Annotated in this window: 15 protein-coding genes and 1 riboswitch; of the genes, 7 read left to right on the forward strand and 8 right to left on the reverse strand. The window is 71.9% G+C overall.

Annotated elements, in window-relative coordinates; genetic code table 11:
• Window positions 1-67 precede the first annotated feature (67 nt).
• From K336_RS18635 to K336_RS15860, 8 genes are all read right to left on the reverse strand, one after another.
• Window positions 68-679 carry a hypothetical protein gene (locus K336_RS18635; RefSeq protein ID WP_155945057.1) on the reverse strand — a complete coding sequence of 204 codons (612 nt, stop codon included), beginning with the start codon at window positions 677-679 and terminating at the stop codon, window positions 68-70.
• A 410-nt stretch (window positions 680-1089) separates the two neighbouring features.
• Window positions 1090-2136: a zinc-dependent dehydrogenase gene (locus K336_RS0109965; protein ID WP_028706942.1), complete on the reverse strand. Its 1047-nt coding sequence runs from the start codon at window positions 2134-2136 to the stop codon at window positions 1090-1092.
• A 4-nt stretch (window positions 2137-2140) separates the two neighbouring features.
• The gene (locus K336_RS0109970; protein WP_028706943.1) at window positions 2141-4108 is read right to left on the reverse strand and encodes a PTS mannitol transporter subunit IICBA; all 1968 of its coding nucleotides are present in this window, start codon (window positions 4106-4108) and stop codon (window positions 2141-2143) included.
• A 357-nt stretch (window positions 4109-4465) separates the two neighbouring features.
• Entirely contained in the window at window positions 4466-4891 is a 426-nt protein-coding gene (locus K336_RS0109975) for a heat shock protein transcriptional repressor HspR (protein ID WP_028706944.1), read from the reverse strand.
• 5 nt (window positions 4892-4896) lie between these two features.
• Window positions 4897-6051: a molecular chaperone DnaJ gene (gene dnaJ / locus K336_RS0109980; RefSeq protein ID WP_021797801.1), complete on the reverse strand. Its 1155-nt coding sequence runs from the start codon at window positions 6049-6051 to the stop codon at window positions 4897-4899.
• A 68-nt stretch (window positions 6052-6119) separates the two neighbouring features.
• Window positions 6120-6812: a nucleotide exchange factor GrpE gene (locus K336_RS19955; RefSeq protein WP_051245646.1), complete on the reverse strand. Its 693-nt coding sequence runs from the start codon at window positions 6810-6812 to the stop codon at window positions 6120-6122.
• Between the two features lie 246 nt (window positions 6813-7058).
• Complete coding sequence (gene dnaK, locus K336_RS0109990) at window positions 7059-8918, reverse strand: molecular chaperone DnaK (protein ID WP_021797808.1); 1860 nt, start codon at window positions 8916-8918, stop codon at window positions 7059-7061.
• A 392-nt stretch (window positions 8919-9310) separates the two neighbouring features.
• Complete coding sequence (locus K336_RS15860; RefSeq protein ID WP_043150792.1) at window positions 9311-9667, reverse strand: hypothetical protein; 357 nt, start codon at window positions 9665-9667, stop codon at window positions 9311-9313.
• 310 nt (window positions 9668-9977) lie between these two features.
• On the opposite strand from K336_RS15860, the gene K336_RS15865 reads away from it, so the two are divergent.
• The 7 genes from K336_RS15865 (at window position 9978) to cobA (ending at window position 15648) form a co-directional block, all read left to right on the forward strand.
• Window positions 9978-10721, forward strand: coding sequence for a Rossmann-like domain-containing protein (locus tag K336_RS15865; RefSeq protein WP_021797799.1), 744 nt, complete (start codon window positions 9978-9980; stop codon window positions 10719-10721).
• Between the two features lie 322 nt (window positions 10722-11043).
• Window positions 11044-11442 carry a VOC family protein gene (locus K336_RS0110005; RefSeq protein ID WP_021797809.1) on the forward strand — a complete coding sequence of 133 codons (399 nt, stop codon included), beginning with the start codon at window positions 11044-11046 and terminating at the stop codon, window positions 11440-11442.
• Window positions 11443-11859: 417 nt separating this feature from the next.
• Window positions 11860-11992: riboswitch (cobalamin riboswitch) on the forward strand.
• A gap of 33 nt (window positions 11993-12025) precedes the next feature.
• Window positions 12026-12736 carry an energy-coupling factor ABC transporter permease gene (locus K336_RS0110010; RefSeq protein ID WP_021797813.1) on the forward strand — a complete coding sequence of 237 codons (711 nt, stop codon included), beginning with the start codon at window positions 12026-12028 and terminating at the stop codon, window positions 12734-12736.
• The gene (locus tag K336_RS0110015; protein ID WP_021797816.1) at window positions 12729-13184 is read left to right on the forward strand and encodes an energy-coupling factor ABC transporter substrate-binding protein; all 456 of its coding nucleotides are present in this window, start codon (window positions 12729-12731) and stop codon (window positions 13182-13184) included. The genes K336_RS0110010 and K336_RS0110015 overlap by 8 nt, the downstream gene beginning before the upstream one ends.
• A 10-nt stretch (window positions 13185-13194) precedes the next feature.
• Complete coding sequence (cbiQ, locus tag K336_RS0110020; protein ID WP_021797797.1) at window positions 13195-13998, forward strand: cobalt ECF transporter T component CbiQ; 804 nt, start codon at window positions 13195-13197, stop codon at window positions 13996-13998.
• A complete protein-coding gene (locus tag K336_RS0110025) occupies window positions 13995-14837 on the forward strand; it encodes an energy-coupling factor ABC transporter ATP-binding protein (protein WP_021797810.1) in 843 nt (280 codons plus the stop codon). The genes cbiQ and K336_RS0110025 overlap by 4 nt, the downstream gene beginning before the upstream one ends.
• Before the next feature lie 37 nt (window positions 14838-14874).
• The gene (gene cobA, locus K336_RS0110030; protein WP_021797793.1) at window positions 14875-15648 is read left to right on the forward strand and encodes a uroporphyrinogen-III C-methyltransferase; all 774 of its coding nucleotides are present in this window, start codon (window positions 14875-14877) and stop codon (window positions 15646-15648) included.
• The last annotated feature ends 155 nt before the right edge of the window (window positions 15649-15803 follow it).

Genomic DNA, 15803 nt, shown 5'->3' on the forward strand with positions numbered 1-15803 from the left:
TCCCCCTGTCCATGAACGAGGACCCGGTCGGAGTCCACCACCGAGGCGAGCCGATGAGTGACAGATATCACGGTGCAGGGCCAGTCAATGGATCGCAATGCATATCAAGAACAATCTCCTCACTCCCCCCGTCCAAGTGCGATGTGACCTCATCCAGCAGGAGCCGGGCGTCGCCAGCACCGATGTCCGGCCGGCCGGGGACGTGCGGATCACCCGTTCCGGCGACCGGCTGGATCTCGACGCCTCGGCGAGCACCGACCCTGACGGCACCGTGACGAGGGTCGACTGGTATGTCGAGCGCCAGAGCGGCGAGGAGCTCGCCGAGGGGGCCAGGAGCACGATCCCGCTCCCGGCCGATGAGCCCGTCAGCGTCACCGCCGTCGTCACCGATGACCGGGGGATGACCGATTTCGTCAGCGACGTCGTCCCGGCGACGGGCGACGACTCGGCCACCGGTGGCGGGCGGCGCACCATGGTCCTCAGGGGAGGCCCCCAGATGCCCGTCACCAGCATCGACACCGGCGCCCTCGCCCAGGACGGCGGCACCGGCTCCACCGTGGCGGACGCGCAGCAGGTCGACACCGACGCCGACGGGGACCAGGATCTCGTCATCACCCTCGACGCAGACGGCGACGAAACCGCTGTGCGTCACCGGACGGATCACCGACGGCTCGAGCATGTGCGCCTGCGTGCCGACCGGCTGAGCCCGGCCGGGCCCGCGGGGCCGGGACGGCTCCGGGCCATCCGTTCCGGGCCGTCCCGAGGGAGGCGCGGGTCGGGGACGCCCCCGAGGGCCCGGCCCGTGAGGACCGCACGGATTCCACGGCCGCGCAGAGCGCTGCGACGAACCGAGAGCCCGGCCCGTGAGGGCCCTCCTCATCGCCGCGACCTCGCCATGGTCCCGTGGGACCGGCCCGGGGACGAACGGCGCACACGGGCCCGAGGGCAGGGAAGAGCACGCCCCGAACGGGCCCCGTCCCCGGACAGGCAGCACCACGGCTCGGGCTCCCACGGACGGACCCGTGCGCCCCGCAGATCTGCGGGGCGCACGGGTCTCGGCATGGTGGTACGGTCCGTCGACCGGCCGGCTCAGGGCTCGACGGTGACCTTGATCGCCTCGCCTGCTGCCACGATGTCGAGGGCCTCGAGGGCGTTCTCGAGCGGGACGTGCCGCGTGATGAGATCGGCGACGGGCACCTGACCCGAGGCGATGTACTCGAGGGCGCGCTTGTTGTGCTCGGGGGCCGAGCCGTTGGCGCCGTGGATGTGCAGCTGGCGGTAGTGCACGAGGTTGGAGTCGCAGGTGATCGTCGGATCGGTCTTGGGCAGGCCGCCGAAGAACGAGATGCGCCCGTTGCGCGCCGCCATCGCCAGCGCCTGCTCCTGCGCCACATTGGCCGGGGTGGCGGTGATGATGACGTCGGCGCCGCGGCCGTCGGTGAGCTCCATGACCCTGGCGACGACGTCCTCGGTGGAGCCGTCGATCGTGATGTCGGGGTTGACGGCCCGGGCGGACATCTCCAGCCGCTCGGCGTTGATGTCGATCATGACGATCGTCCCGGCCCTGTGCACGCCGCGGGCGATGCGGGTGTGCATGCAGCCGATCGGGCCGGCGCCGAAGATGACGACGAAGTCGCCCTCCTCGATGCTGAGCTGCTCCTGGGCGTTGATGGCGCAGGCGAAGGGCTCGGCGGCGCTGGCCTCGGCGAAGCCGACGCCGTCGGGGATCCTGGTGAGGCCGTCGACCCTGAGCACCTGGGCCGGCACGATCATGTACTCGGCGAACCCGCCGTCGTACTGGTAGCCGACGCTCGTCTGGTTCTCGCAGACCTGCATCCAGCCCTTGCGGCACTCGTGGCACTCGCCGCAGGGCACGGCGGCGATCGACTGGACGCGGTCGCCGACCCGCCAGTCACCGGCCACCTCGGCGCCGATCCCGACGATCTCGCCGGCCACCTCGTGGCCCATCGTCGTGACCCGGGTGATGTTCTGGTGCCCGTTGCGGCGGATCTTCACGTCGGTGCCGCAGGTGGAGCAGTTCCGCACCCTGATCTTGATCTCGTCGGGGCCGCACTGCGGCTCGGGAATGTCCTCGAGACGCACGTCCTCGGGAGCGTGGAAACGAAGTGCCTTCATCTGTTCAGTCCTCCTCCGGGGCCAGGATCTCCTGGACCTGTTCAACAGTGGTGGCGGTGCGCAGCTGCTCCGCCCTGGTCTTGTCGGCCAGCACGCTCGCGAGCGCCGACATGATGCCGACGTGCTCGTCGGAGGCCGAGGCTATCGGGATGGCCACGTAGCACGTCCGGCCGTCCCAGTCGACGCCGTCGGGGAACTGGAGGAACCCCAGTGCGGCGCGTCTGATGTGGGCGCGGGCCTCGTTCGTGCCGTGGGGGATCGTGACGCCCTCGCCCATGTAGGTGGACACCTGGCCCTCGCGCTCGATCATGCCGTCGACGTACTCGGGGCCGGCTGCGCCGACGTCGACGAGCGCCTGGCCCGCCTGACGGATGGCGTCCTGCTTGTCGGTCGCGTGGAGACCGAGCCTGATCGCCCCGGCCGGCAGGATGTCGCGGCCCAGCGACTTCTTGCGCCGCACGGCCCGGGCGGCGGCGACCGCCACCGCGGCGTCGCCGTCACCGGTCGTCGGCGCGGGCCCACCGGACTCGGCAGGCGCCTCGCGAGCAGCCCTGATCCGGTCGGTGACCTCGGTGAAGACCGGGTCGCCGACATAGTTGACGAAGGGGATGACGGTGGCCCGGGGCGACTTCGCCCGGGCCCGTTCGACCAGGCCCTCCTGGGTGAGGACGACGGTCGCGTCGTCGGGAATCTGGTCGATCGGCGTGTGGACGACCTCGACGCCGTAGGGCGCCAGCCTCTTCTTCATCGTCGAGGCGACCATGACCGAGGAGCCCATGCCGGCGTCGCAGGCCACGACGAGCCTCGTGAGGGCGGCGGCGTCGAAGTCGCCGGTACCGACGGCCTCCCTGTCGACCCCGGCGGCTGCGGCGGCTCGGGCCTCCTGGGCCTGCTCGGCGGCATCGGCCGCGTCGTCCCTGCGCCTGTCGGGGCGGATGAGCGCGGAGGCGACGAGGAAGGAGACGGCAGTGGCGACGAGGAAGTCGATGATCATCGGAAGGTAGCCGGTCCGCGGGCACATGAGGAACCAGGCGATGATCGAGCCGGGCGAGGCCGGGCCGGACAGGCCGGCGCCGAGCAGCGTGCCGACGGCCAGACCGGACATGGCGCCGGCCATGGTGGCGAGGATCGTCTTCGGCTTCATGAGCACGTAGGGGAAGAAGATCTCGTGGATGCCGCCGAACAGGTGGATGATGACGGCGCCGGGAACCGACTGACGGATGCGCCGGGAGCCGAAGGCCCAGTAGGCCAGCAGGAGGCCCAGGCCGGGACCGGGGTTGGACTCGACCATGAAGAGGATCGACTGGCCCGCGGTCCGCACCTGCTCGGTGCCCAGCGGGGTGAGGATGCCGTGGTTGATGGCGTTGTTGAGGAAGAGCACCTTCGCCGGCTCCACGAGGACCGAGGCCAGCGGCAGCATGTGGTGGCCGATGAGGGCGTTCACGCCGGCGGCCATCCAGCCCATGAAGAGGTCGACGAGCGGGCCGACGCCCTCGTGACCGAGGATGGCCAGGACGAGGCCGAGGATGCCGAGCGAGAAGTTGTCGACGAGCATCTCGAAACCGGAGGGGACCCTGGCGTCGAGGAAGCCGTCGATCCTCTTGAGCAGCCAGGCGGCGAGCGGGCCCATCACCATGGCGCCGAGGAACATGGGGATGTCGGCGCCGACGATGACGCCCATCGTCGCGATCGCGCCGACGACGGCGCCCCGGGTGCCGTGGACCGTCCTGCCGCCCGTGTAGCCGATGAGCAGCGGCAGCAGATAGTTGAGCATGGGATCGCTCAGCGTCACGAGGTTCTCATCGGGGATCCACCCGGACGAGATGAACAGGGCCGCGACGAGGCCCCAGGCGATGAAGGCGCCGATGTTCGGCATGATCATGCCGGCGAGGAAGCCCCCGAAGCGCTGGATGGAGGCGCGGGCGCCTCCGCCCTCGAGGTTCTTGTTGACCGTGGCGTCAGGTAGGGACATGTGTGATCTCCCGGTGGAACGTGCCGCGAACGGCAGGATCTGCGTTGATCTGCGTTTAATTTTGGTTCTATTGGGTTACGTTGTCAACACCTCAGCGAGAACGGGTTTCATCGTGACGAAACCAACATGATCGGGCACATGTCGTGTGGGGTGTCCCCCTCAGCAGTCGGCCGGCGCCACCGGCTCCGGTGACGACGGCCCCGGATCATCTGTGCGACGGGGACAGCGAGTCATGCCGGGCCCGGCGACCGTGACCCATCCCAACGGGGCCGCCGACAAGGCAACGGGACGCCGAGGGGCCCGGGGAGCAGTCCCGCTCCCCGGGCCCCTCGGGAACCCGTGCGGCCGGCGGGCCGCTCACCTCTCGATGGCGCGCGGCCTCGGCGAGCGACGGTAGCGGCTGTAGTCGACCTCGCCGCCCGGGCCGGCGAGGAAGACCCGCTGGACCTCCTCGCGCACCTCGGTCAGCTCCTCCATGAGCTCGGTCATCTGGTCGAGCCGGCGCTGCATCTGGTCGAGCTCGTCGCGCATGTCGATGATGCGCCGGATGCCGTTGAGGTTGATGCCCTCCTCCTGCGACAGGTGCTGGATGAGGCGCAGCCGCGAGATGTCGCGCGGCGAGTAGCGCCGCCCCCGCCCCTTGGCGCGGCGCGGCACGACGAGGCCCATCCGGTCGTAGCCGCGCAGGGTCTGCGGGTGCATCCCGGCCAGGGACGCCGCCACCGAGACGGTGAAGATCGGGGCGTCCGGGTCGATGACCTGAGGCAGCCTGTCCCCGCGCATCGTCCTCACCCCTTCGCCGCCCGCGCGGCCATGCCGGCCCTCGGATCGGGCTCGGCGACCGCCCTGACGTAGTCCTCGAGTGCGGCGCGCGCGGCGTCCGACAGGTGCGCCGGCACCTGCACCTCGACGGACACGAGCAGATCGCCGCGACCGCCCTTGGCCCTGCCGATGCCCTTGCCGCGGACGCGGAAGGTGCGCCCGTTGGGCGTGCCGGCGGGGATGCGCAGCCGCACCCGGCCGCCCTCCAGGGAGGGCACCTCGATCTCGGCGCCGAGCGCGGCCTCAGCGTAGGTGACCGGGACGGTGACGGTGAGGTTGTCGCCGCTGCGCCCGAACAGCGGGTGGGCCGCCACGTGCACGAGCACGTAGAGGTCACCGGGCGCGCCGCCGTTCTCGCCCTTGCTGCCCTTGCCGCGCACGCGAATGCGCTGGCCGTCGGTGACGCCGGCGGGGATGCGCACCTGCATGGTGCGCTGGCTCCTGGCCCGTCCCGACCCGTGGCAGCTCGTGCACGGATCGTCGACGATCATGCCGCGGCCGCTGCACGTGGCGCAGGGCTCGGTGAGCCCGAAGACGCCCTGGGCGCTGCCGGTCCGCACGCCCGAGCCCTGGCAGTTGGGGCAGACGCGCGGAACGGTGCCGGCCCTGGCGCCGGTGCCGCGGCAGGCCGGGCAGGCGTCGTCCGAGACCATCTGCATGCCGACGGTCGTGCCCTTGACCGCCTCGCCGAAGGAGATCGAGACCTCGCCCTCGACGTCGGCGCCGCGGCGGGCGTGCCGGGCGCTCGTGCGGCGGCTCGCCCCGCCGGTGAACAGGCCGCCGAACAGATCACCGAGGCCGCTGTCGCCCATCCCCCCGGTCATGTTCCGGAAGACGTCGTTGACGTTGGCGCCGCCGGCCCCGCCCGGACGGTTGAAGTGGAAGCCCCCGCCGGCGCGCAGCTCGTCGTACTCCTTGCGCTTGGCCGGGTCGGACAGCACGTCATTGGCCTCGGAGGCCTCCTTGAAGCGCTCCTCGGCCCTCCTGTCGCCCGGATGCTGGTCGGGATGGTTCTCGCGGGCGATCCTGCGGAACGCCTTCTTGATCTGCTCCGGCTTGGCGTTCTTGGAGACGCCGAGGACCTTGTAGTAGTCCTTCTCGAGCCAGTCCTTCGTGCTCATCGTCGCGCCTCCTCACCGCGTCTCGTGGAAGTGGTCATCCCGCGCCCCGTTCCTGACGGGCCGCTGCCCTAGTCGCCCTCCGGTTCGTCGCCCGCCGGCGCGTCCCCCGGCGCCTCGGACGGCTGCCCGTCGGACGACCGCCCCGGCCCGTCGTCGCCGTCGGGCTCGCCGGTGGGCACGGCGACGACGACGCGCGCCGGACGCACGACGGTGCCGCCCAGCTCGAAGCCCTTCTGCATGACCTCGTGGATGCTCATCTCGCCGTCGCCGGGCACCGGCACCTGCATGAGGGCCTCGTGGCGGCGCGGATCAAACTCCTCACCGGGCTCGCCGAAGGCGGCGAGCCCGTGACCGGCCGTGACCCTCGTGAGCTCGTCGGCCACCAGCTTGAAACCGCCGGTCAGCTCGCCGTGCGCCTCGGCCTGGCCGATGGCGTCGAGCACCGGCATGAGATCGCGGACGATCGACTCGACGCCCTGGATGCGGGCGACGTCGCGGTCCCGTTCGACGCGCTTGCGGTAGTTGACGTACTCGGCCTGCAGCCGCTGAAGGTCCTCGGTGCGCTCGGCCAGCTCCTTCTGGGCGACGGCCAGCGGGTCGTCCTGCTCGCCCTCGTGCCCGTCGGCGGGCACGGCGGGCTCGGCGGCGGCACTCCCGGCGGTCCGCGCGAGGAACTCCTCGGGGGTGAGACCGGCGAACTCCTCGCCGACGCCCTCGGCGGGCTCGTCCGGCTCGGCGCCCCGGTCCGGGGTCTTGGTCATCGTGTTCGCTCCTCGTGGCGATGGCACCGGGTCGGCGCCCGGTGCGGTGCGGCCGTGCGGGACGGCCCCCGCACGACCAGTGGATGCTCTTCGATTCTGCCCGTCGCCGGCCCCGTCCGTGGGCCCCGGCGAGCAGCCGCACCGTGGAGGCCGTCCGGGTGACGGGACGGCCTCCACGAGCAGCCATCGTACGGGCGCCGGTCCGACGCTCCGGCATCACCGGCGCGTCGGCCCCGGCGCCGACGATCACTTGTCGTCGTCGACGATCTCGGCATCGACGACGTCGCCGCCGTCACCACCGTTGTCGCCGCCGTCGGACGACGAGCCGCCGGACTCGCCGGAGGGCGCCGACGCCGCAGCGGCCTGCGCGGCCTGGTACATGGCCTGGCCCATGGCCGAGGCCTTCTGGTTGAGGTCGTCCATGGCGGCCCGCACCTCGTCGTCGTTGTCGGTGCCCTTGAGGGCCTCCTTCAGCTTCCCGACGGCCTCGGTGACCGGCGCCTTGACGTCGTCGGAGATCTGCTCGCCGTTGTCGGCCAGCAGCTTCTCGGTGCGGAAGACCAGCGCGTCGGCCTCGTTGCGCATCTCGACGGCCTCGCGGCGCTTCTTGTCGGCGGCCTCGTTGGCCTCGGCGTCCTTGACCATGCGGTCGATCTCGTCCTTGCTCAGGGCCGAGCCGCCGGTGACGGTCATGGACTGCTCCTTGCCGGTAGCGGTGTCCTTCGCGTAGACGTGCACGATGCCGTTGGCGTCGATGTCGAAGGTCACCTCGATCTGCGGCATGCCGCGCGGGGCCGGCATGAGGCCGGTGAGCTCGAAGTTGCCGAGCGACTTGTTGTCGCGGGCGAACTCGCGCTCGCCCTGGTAGACCTGGATCATCACCGAGGGCTGGTTGTCCTCGGCGGTGGTGAAGATCTCGGAGCGCTTGGTCGGGATCGTCGTGTTGCGCTCGATCATGCGCGTCATGACGCCGCCGCGGGTCTCGATGCCCAGGCTCAGCGGGGTGACGTCGAGCAGCAGCACGTCCTTGACCTCGCCCTTGAGCACGCCGGCCTGCAGGCTCGCGCCCATGGCGACGACCTCGTCGGGGTTGACCGACTGGTTCGGGTCCTTGCCGCCGGAGAGCTCCTTCACCAGGTCGCGCACGGCCGGCATCCGGGTGGAGCCGCCGACGAGGATGATCTGGTCGATGTCGCCAACGCCGGTGCCGCCGTCCTTGAGCACGGAGCGGAAGGGCTCGCGGCAGCGGTCCAGCAGGTCCTGGGTCAGGCGCTGGAACTCGGCGCGGGTGAGCGACTCCTCCAGGTGGAGCGGGCCGGCCTGGTTGGCCGTGATGTACGGGATGTTGATGTTCGTGCTGGTGGCCTGCGACAGCTCGATCTTGGCCTTCTCGGCGGCCTCCTGGAGGCGCTGCTTGGCCATCTTGTCGTTGCCGAGGTCGACGCCGTTCTTGTTCTTGAACTGGCCGATGAGCCAGTCGACGATGCGCTGGTCCCAGTCGTCGCCGCCCAGGCGGGCGTCGCCCTTGGTGGCCTTCACCTCGAAGACGCCGTCGGAGATGTCCAGCAGCGAGACGTCGAAGGTGCCGCCGCCGAGATCGAAGACGAGGACGGTCTGCTCCTGGTCGGCCTTGTCGAGGCCGTAGGCCAGGGCCGCCGCGGTCGGCTCGTTGATGATGCGGTCGACGGTGAGGCCCGCGATCTCGCCGGCCTCCTTGGTGGCCTGCCGCTCGGCGTCGCCGAAGTAGGCCGGAACGGTGATGACGGCGTTCGTGACGTCCTCGCCCAGGTAGGCCTCGGCGTCGCGCTTCAGCTTCTGGAGCACGTAGGCGCTCACCTGCTGGGGACGGTAGGTCTTGCCGTCGACCTCGGCCGTCCAGCTGGTGCCCATGTGGCGCTTAACCGAGCGGATCGTACGCTCGGGGTTGGTGACGGCCTGTCGCTTGGCGACGTCGCCGACGAGGACCTCGCCGTTCTTGGCGAAGGCGACGACCGACGGGGTGGTGCGGGCGCCCTCGGCGTTCTGGATGACGGTCGGCTCGCCGCCCTCGAGAACGGCGATGACCGAGTTGGTGGTGCCGAGGTCGATACCTACTGCACGAGCCATTGTTGTTCCTCCACTAGTGGGACGGCCTGCGCCGTCCTCCTCCTTGCGGGCCCCGCCTCCCGGCGGCGCCCCGATGACTGTTGAATTGTCCGGGCCGGCTGCGCAGGGTGCTGTCCGCATCCGGCCCGCAAGCCTCGTCCGCTCTCGCGGTGCGCCCTTCCGAGCGGCACCTCATTGAGTGTAGCGCACTCAACTCATCTCATTGAGTCCACCTGGCTCAACCGTTTCCGGGCCCCGGTTATTCCGGAGCGCGGAGCCGATGGGGCCCCCGTCGTCGGCTCCCCCGGCCTGTCGGGCCCGGGGATCGATGGGGCTCCCCGGCCGGGCCCGGGCGTGCCCCGGCGGAGAGGAACCATCCCCCTCCCCACAGGGCCTCCCGTCGCCACGGGCCCTCACCAGAGCCAGTCGGGCCCGTCGGAGTGGGAGCCGGGACGGTGCAGCACGGCGTGGTCGAGGCGGACGCGGATGTCGGGCCCGTCGACACGGCCCCAGCCATCGACGACGAGACTGTGCCCGTGGTGCACGAGCGGCGGCCAGACGAGGGTGACGAGCGGCTCGGCGGCGACCCGGCGCAGACCGGCCGGGTGCGGCGACTCGACGACGATCTCGACGCCGGCCGGCGTCGTCTCGGCGTGTGCGTCGACGGTGAGCACGCGCGACCAGGAGCCGGACCGCGGCGTCACCATGACGGCCGCGCCGAAGCGGGCGAGCACGCCGGCCAGGGCCTCGCCCGGGACGAGAATGGTCATCGTCGACTCCTTCGGCGGGTCCGACCCGGGACGGCGCCCGGGGTCGTCCGAGCCGGGCCCGGGTCCGCGGCACGTGCGCGCAGCACCGGCACGCGGCGCTCCTGCCACGGACGGCCCCGCAGCCGGGCCCCGCGAACAGGCCCCGTCCCGAACATGCCTCCCAGCGTAGCCGGGGCCCCTCGTCGAGGGCTCGTGGACAGGCCCGTCCGGCTCCGATCGGGCCGGGATGCCGGGTCCGCGAATGCGTGGCACGATGTCGAGCGCGGATGCGCCACGGCCCCGGAGCCGCGGCCCGAACGGGAGGTGCGCCATGGCGGACCCATGGGAGCTGTACGGACGACTCATCGGCGGGGTGCCCGAGGGCATCACCGTGACGAGGGCGCTGGTGAACCGCTGGACGGTCGTCGGCACCGACGCGGGGACGATGGGCGTGGCGATGACCTACCGGGGCGGGCCGACCGGGCCCGAGCCGGCGGTCGTCGGGGCCGGGCTGCACGAGGTGGCCGCGCTCGCGACGAGCTGGGACCTGCGCCTGGCGAGCCTCGGGGTCGCCGCGCTCAACGCCTGGTACGCCCGGCCCGAGCGGCTGACCGGTCGTCCGGGACTGGCCTGGGACGAACGCGCCGAGGCCGGCGCCCGACTCGTGCCGGTGCTGGTCGGAAGCCGCAGCGCGGTCATCGGGCACTTCTCCTTCGTCGAGCAGCTGGGCGGGCGGACCGTCGTCCTGGAGCGGCGCCCCCGCGGCGACGACCTGCCCGATTCCGCCTGCGAGTACGAGCTGCCCGGCCGCGAGGTCGTCGCGATCACCGGCTCGGCGCTGACCAACAAGACCCTTCCGCGCCTGCTCGAGCTCTGCGCCGGGGCGCGGGTGCACCTGGTGGGGCCGAGCGCTCCCCCGGCGCCCGAGGCCTACCCCGCCTGTGTCCGCGAGATCGACGGGGCGGTCGTCGTCGACCCCGACCGATGCTTCCGGGACGCCGGGATGGGCGCGCGCCGTCTCACCGGTTCGCCGGCGCTGCGGCGGTTCGCCCTGCCCCTGCTCGCCGAGCGCTGACGCCGCGCCCGCCCCGAACGGACTCAGCGGACTCACCGTGCGAAGAATGCGCGATGACAGTCGATCTGCGCGCAGTGAACGTCTCCGCACGACGAGACAGGACGCAGGGACGACGCCAGCGCCCGACCGATGCCGTCACCGCCCGGGCGGGAGAGGCCCCGGGCCCCGCCCCGAGACGTGCACGCTCGCGCACGTGCGCCGCCCCGGGCGGAGGAGGAGCCGAGGAGCGCTGCGAGCCCGTCCGGATCGGGTCGTCGCGCCCGCCGGAGCCAGCTCGCCCGGGCCCTCGTCCTGAGACGATCCGGGTGGTTCACTCGATGCCATGAGCGCGTACCCGCAGATCACCGGCGTCCACCACATCGGCATCACCGTCACCGACCTCGACACGAGCGTGACCTGGTACACGCGGGTGCTGGGCGCCCGGGAGCTGCGACGCCTCGACATCGGCCCCATGACGAAGGCGCTGGTGCAGCTCGGCCCGGTGACGCTCGGCCTCGTCAGCCACGGCAGGACCGCGGCACCCGGCCCCTTCGACGAGCACCGCGCCGGCCTGGACCATCTGAGCCTCGCGGTGCCCGACACGGCCGTGCTGCGCGCCTGGGAGGCCCGGCTCGGGAGTGCGGGCGTGGAGAACAGCGGCATCGTCCGCGGAGCCACCGGCGCGCTCATCGCCTTCCGCGACCCGGACAACATCGCGCTGGAGTTCTACACGCTGTCCTGACGGCCCCGACCGAAGCGGTCCGAGCGGACTCTGCGAGCGGACTCGCTGTGCGGAGCATGCGCAATGACGATGAGGGTCGAAAAGGGAGAGTCCTCCGAGCGTCCTCGTTCTCCGCGCGGCGGAGCGCCCGTGGGCCCTGCGAACGGGTCATCCGGCATCCGGGCGACCGCCCGGCGTCCCGAAGGCGGGCGGGACCCGGTGCAGCGCTCCTTCCTCGTTCTCCGCGCGGCGGAGCGCCCGGCCCGGGCGGGACGGGACGACAGTGAGAAGGGCACTGACGGGAGCGGGCGCCCCCGAACCCGCGACCGGCCCCACCAGTCCGTTCCCTAGTCAGTCGTTCCATGCCGTCATGCGCAATCACGAAAGCAGATCAGAGGCGCGGGGACTTCCCGGGAGTCGCCTGGGGGCTCGGACCCCGCGGGTGCAATAATCCCGAGTGCACAAGCCCTGACAGCGACGGGAAGCCGGTGGGAGTCCGGCACGGTCGCGCCACTGTGAGCATCGACGAGATGCGAGCCAGAGAACGTCCTGCTCGGGGCCCTTTCCGCGACGGGACGCACGATCCCGAGAAAGGAATGACTTCATGCACATCGCTGAAGGCGTTCTCCCCCCAGCCCAATGCGCCATCTGGTACGCGGCGGCCGCTCCGTTCGTGATCCACGGGGCGGTGAAGGTCGTCAAGGAGGTCAGGGAGCACCCCGAGAACAAGCTCCTGCTCGCCACCGCCGGCGCCTGCACCTTCCTGCTCAGCTCCATCAAGCTGCCGAGCGTCACCGGCTCGAGCTCGCACCCCACCGGCACCGGCGTCGGGGCGATCCTGTTCAAACCGCCGGTCATGGCGTTCATGGGCGTCATCGTGCTCGTCTTCCAGGCCCTGCTGCTCGCCCACGGCGGCATCACGACCCTCGGCGCCAACACCTTCTCCATGGCCATCGCGGGCCCGTGGATCGGCTACTGGGTCTACCTGCTCACGAAGAGGCTGCACGGGCCGAACGCCCTGGCGATCTTCCTGTGCATGGCGATCAGCGACCTCGCCACCTACTGCGTGACGAGCTTCCAGCTGGCCTTCGCCTTCCCCGACGCCTCCAGCGGCGTCGTCGGCGCGGCCCTCAAGTTCCTCGGCATCTTCGCCGTCTCGCAGGTCCCGCTGTCCATCATGGAGGGCTTCCTCGGCATCCTCCTGTTCCGCTTCCTGGTGAGGGTCGCCGCCCCGCAGCTGGCCGGTCTCGGCTTCGACATCGGCGCAGGCCGGGCCGGCGCCGCGGCCGTCGCGAAGGAGGACTCCCATGTCTGAGACCACCACGAGCAGGACCGGCGCGGCCGGGACCGCGGACACCGGATCCAGCGCCCTGACCAGCTCGAAGAAGTGGGTGACCTGGGCGCTGCTCGGCGCCGTCGTCCTCATCTTCCTCATCTCGCTCGTCGTGGGCAACAAGATGGCCTCCGACCCGGACGAGGCCTTCGGCGGCACGGACGACGCGGCCACCGAGGCGGCCGAGCAGGCCGGCGCCGAGCCCTGGTTCAAGCCGCTGTTCGAACCGGCCGGTGAGGTCGAGTCGGGCCTGTTCGCCATCCAGGCGGCCATCGGCTCGGGCATCATCTTCTTCTGCCTCGGCCGCATGAGCGGCAGGCGGGTCGCCGGCAAGGAGGCGGCCGCCGAGGCCGGCTCGTCCGACGCCGCCAGGGTCGCCGACGCACAGGTGGCCGCCGACGCCGCCCTGGACCGGACGACGAACGAATGACCCGGGCCCGATGAACAACCACTCCCACCACATCAACGCTCTCGACGACGCCGCCTGGGACTCCCCATGGCGGCGTCGCCGCGTCGGTGAGAAGGTGCTCTGCTCGATGGGCCTGGTGCTCACGGCGCTCCTCGCGCCGGTCTGGCCGGGCACCGTCCTCGTCTCGGTCGCCGCCGTCGCCTTCATCCTCGGCTCGGCCCGCATCCGCCTCCACGTGCTGGCCGAGGCGATGAGCGCCCCCCTCGTCTTCCTCGTGCTGGGCGGCGTCTCGGTGCTCCTGGCGGTGGGCCGGACGCCCACGGACGCCTGGTGGAGCCTCGGAGCGCTGAGCATCGGGCCCACCTCGTCGGTGCAGGCCCTGCGCCTGTTCCTGCACGGCATGTCGGGCACCCTGTCCGTCATGGTTCTCGCCACCACCACGCCGATGGTCGACCTGCTGACCTGGCTGCGCCGCTTCCACGTGCCGGAGCCGCTGCTGGAGATCGCCAACCTGACCTACCGGCTGCTGTTCGTCATCCTCGACACGATGCTCACCGTCATGGAGGCCCAGCGCTGCCGCCTCGGCGACAACCCCGTCGGCCCCATGCACGGACTGCGCCGGCGTTGGGACAACACGGCGGCCGCCATCGGCGCCATCGGCATCCTCGCCTGGGAGCGCGCCGGGCGCCTCAACGAGGGCATGAGCCACCGCGGCTTCGAGACCACACTGGCCACCCTGCCCGTACGGCGCCGGGCCTCGCCCCGCTTCATCGTCATCACCCTCGCCGTCATCGCGGCGATCTGGGCACTCAGTCTGGGGGGCACCGCATCATGACCGCACTTCTTCAGGCCGATCACGTCGTCGCCGGCCACCCCGGCCGCCCCAGGGTGCTCGACGGCGTCACCCTGCACATCGAGCGGGGCACCCGCCTGGCGCTCCTCGGGGCGAACGGCTCGGGCAAGACGACGCTCATGAGCGTCCTGGCGGGCTCGCTGGAGCCGGCCTCGGGCCGGGTGCTGCGCGAGGGCGAACCGCTCGACTGGTCGCGCAAGGGGCTGCGCGAGCACCGCCGCCACGTCCAGATGGTCCTGCAGGACCCCGACGCCCAGCTGTTCAGCGCCGACGTGGCCCAGGACGTCTCGTTCGGCCCGATGAACCTGGGTCTGCCCGTCGACGAGGTGCGCGAGCGCGTGGACCAGTCCCTGCGGCTGCTCGGCGCCGATCACCTCGCCGAGCGCGCCACCCACCACCTGTCGTACGGCGAGCGCAAGCGCGTCGCGACGGCCGGCGCGGTGGCGATGCGCCCGGACCTGCTGCTGCTGGACGAGCCGACTGCCGGCCTCGACCCGGCCGGTGTGCGGCAGATGCGCGAGGCGCTCGACCGGCTCACCGCGGCCGGGGCGACGATCCTCATGGCCACCCACGACGTGGCGCTGGCCCTGGACTGGGCCGACGAGGCCGCCGTGGTCTGCGACGCCGCCGTGCGCCAGGGCCCGGTCGACGAGCTGCTGGCCGACTCCGGGCTCATCGCGCGGGCCCACCTGGAGAAGCCCTGGACGCTCGCGCTGGCCGCGGCGCTCGGCCTCGACCGGCGACCCCGTAACCTTGAGCAGGCGATCGCCATGCTCACGGACGAACGGCCCGCGGGCGCCCACGACGGGGCAGCGCGCTGATCCTGCCGGACCGCGCGCCGATCGTCAGGAAGGACAGATGGACATCACGCTGCAGCCCGGCACCGTCACCCTCGTGGGCGGCGGCCCCGGCGACCCCGACCTCATCACCGTCGCCGGGCTCAAGGCGATCCGGCAGGCCGATGTCGTGCTCTACGACCGGCTGGCCCCGGCCGAGGTCCTCGACCAGGCGCCCGCCGACGCCGAACGCGTCCCGGTCGGCAAGGTCCCGCAGGGCTCCTACGTGCCCCAGGAGGAGATCAACCGGCTGCTCGTCGCCCATGCGCGGCGCGGCCGACGGGTCGTGCGACTCAAGGGCGGCGACTGCTTCGTCTTCGGCCGCGGCGGCGAGGAGTGGCAGGCCTGCGCCGAGGCCGGCGTGCCGGTGCGCGTCGTGCCGGGCGTCACCTCGTCCACCTCGGGCCCGGCGCTGGCCGGCATCCCGCTGACGCACCGTCACCTGGTGCAGGGCTTCACCGTGGTCTCGGGCCACGTCTCGCCGAACGACCCCCGCTCCGAGGTGCCCTGGCGCGAGCTGGCCCGCAGCCGCACGACGCTCGTGATCCTCATGGGCGTCGCGCACCTGCGCGACATCGCCCCCGAACTCATCGCCGGCGGCCTGGCGCCCGGCACGCCCGTCGGCATCGTCTCGAACGCCTCGCTGCCCGACCAGGCCTCGTGGACGACGACCCTCGGCGAGGCCGCCGCTGCGATGGAGGCCCGCCGGGTGCGGCCCCCGTCACTGGTCATCGTCGGCGAGCTGGCGGCCATCGACCTCGACCACCCGGAGCGCCGGGCGCCGAGCGACCACTGAACCGGCCGTACCCCATCGCGACCGGCGCGGCCGTCCACGGCCACGAGGCCGCCCGCCGTGTCCCGGGCCGGGGCGGCGCATGGAGTGATATAGGTTTTTCAGGCAGTGGTTGATGGTTGGTCTCGGGCTGCTGCCTTGTGTTGTTGTCTCCATTC

This window comes from Propionibacterium acidifaciens DSM 21887 (assembly GCF_000426605.1).
Lineage (GTDB): Bacteria > Actinomycetota > Actinomycetes > Propionibacteriales > Propionibacteriaceae > Propionibacterium > Propionibacterium acidifaciens.

Bases quoted from the DNA above. Each gene is read 5' to 3' on its own strand.
- K336_RS18635 (WP_155945057.1), bottom strand. From the start codon at position 679: ATGCTCGAGCCGTCGGTGATCCGTCCGGTGACGCACAGCGGTTTCGTC.
- K336_RS0109965 (WP_028706942.1), bottom strand. From the start codon at position 2,136: ATGAAGGCACTTCGTTTCCACGCTCCCGAGGACGTGCGTCTCGAGGAC.
- K336_RS0109970 (WP_028706943.1), bottom strand. From the start codon at position 4,108: ATGTCCCTACCTGACGCCACGGTCAACAAGAACCTCGAGGGCGGAGGC.
- K336_RS0109975 (WP_028706944.1), bottom strand. From the start codon at position 4,891: ATGCGCGGGGACAGGCTGCCTCAGGTCATCGACCCGGACGCCCCGATC.
- dnaJ (WP_021797801.1), bottom strand. From the start codon at position 6,051: ATGAGCACGAAGGACTGGCTCGAGAAGGACTACTACAAGGTCCTCGGC.
- K336_RS19955 (WP_051245646.1), bottom strand. From the start codon at position 6,812: ATGACCAAGACCCCGGACCGGGGCGCCGAGCCGGACGAGCCCGCCGAG.
- dnaK (WP_021797808.1), bottom strand. From the start codon at position 8,918: ATGGCTCGTGCAGTAGGTATCGACCTCGGCACCACCAACTCGGTCATC.
- K336_RS15860 (WP_043150792.1), bottom strand. From the start codon at position 9,667: ATGACCATTCTCGTCCCGGGCGAGGCCCTGGCCGGCGTGCTCGCCCGC.
- K336_RS15865 (WP_021797799.1), top strand. From the start codon at position 9,978: ATGGCGGACCCATGGGAGCTGTACGGACGACTCATCGGCGGGGTGCCC.
- K336_RS0110005 (WP_021797809.1), top strand. From the start codon at position 11,044: ATGAGCGCGTACCCGCAGATCACCGGCGTCCACCACATCGGCATCACC.
- K336_RS0110010 (WP_021797813.1), top strand. From the start codon at position 12,026: ATGCACATCGCTGAAGGCGTTCTCCCCCCAGCCCAATGCGCCATCTGG.
- K336_RS0110015 (WP_021797816.1), top strand. From the start codon at position 12,729: ATGTCTGAGACCACCACGAGCAGGACCGGCGCGGCCGGGACCGCGGAC.
- cbiQ (WP_021797797.1), top strand. From the start codon at position 13,195: ATGAACAACCACTCCCACCACATCAACGCTCTCGACGACGCCGCCTGG.
- K336_RS0110025 (WP_021797810.1), top strand. From the start codon at position 13,995: ATGACCGCACTTCTTCAGGCCGATCACGTCGTCGCCGGCCACCCCGGC.
- cobA (WP_021797793.1), top strand. From the start codon at position 14,875: ATGGACATCACGCTGCAGCCCGGCACCGTCACCCTCGTGGGCGGCGGC.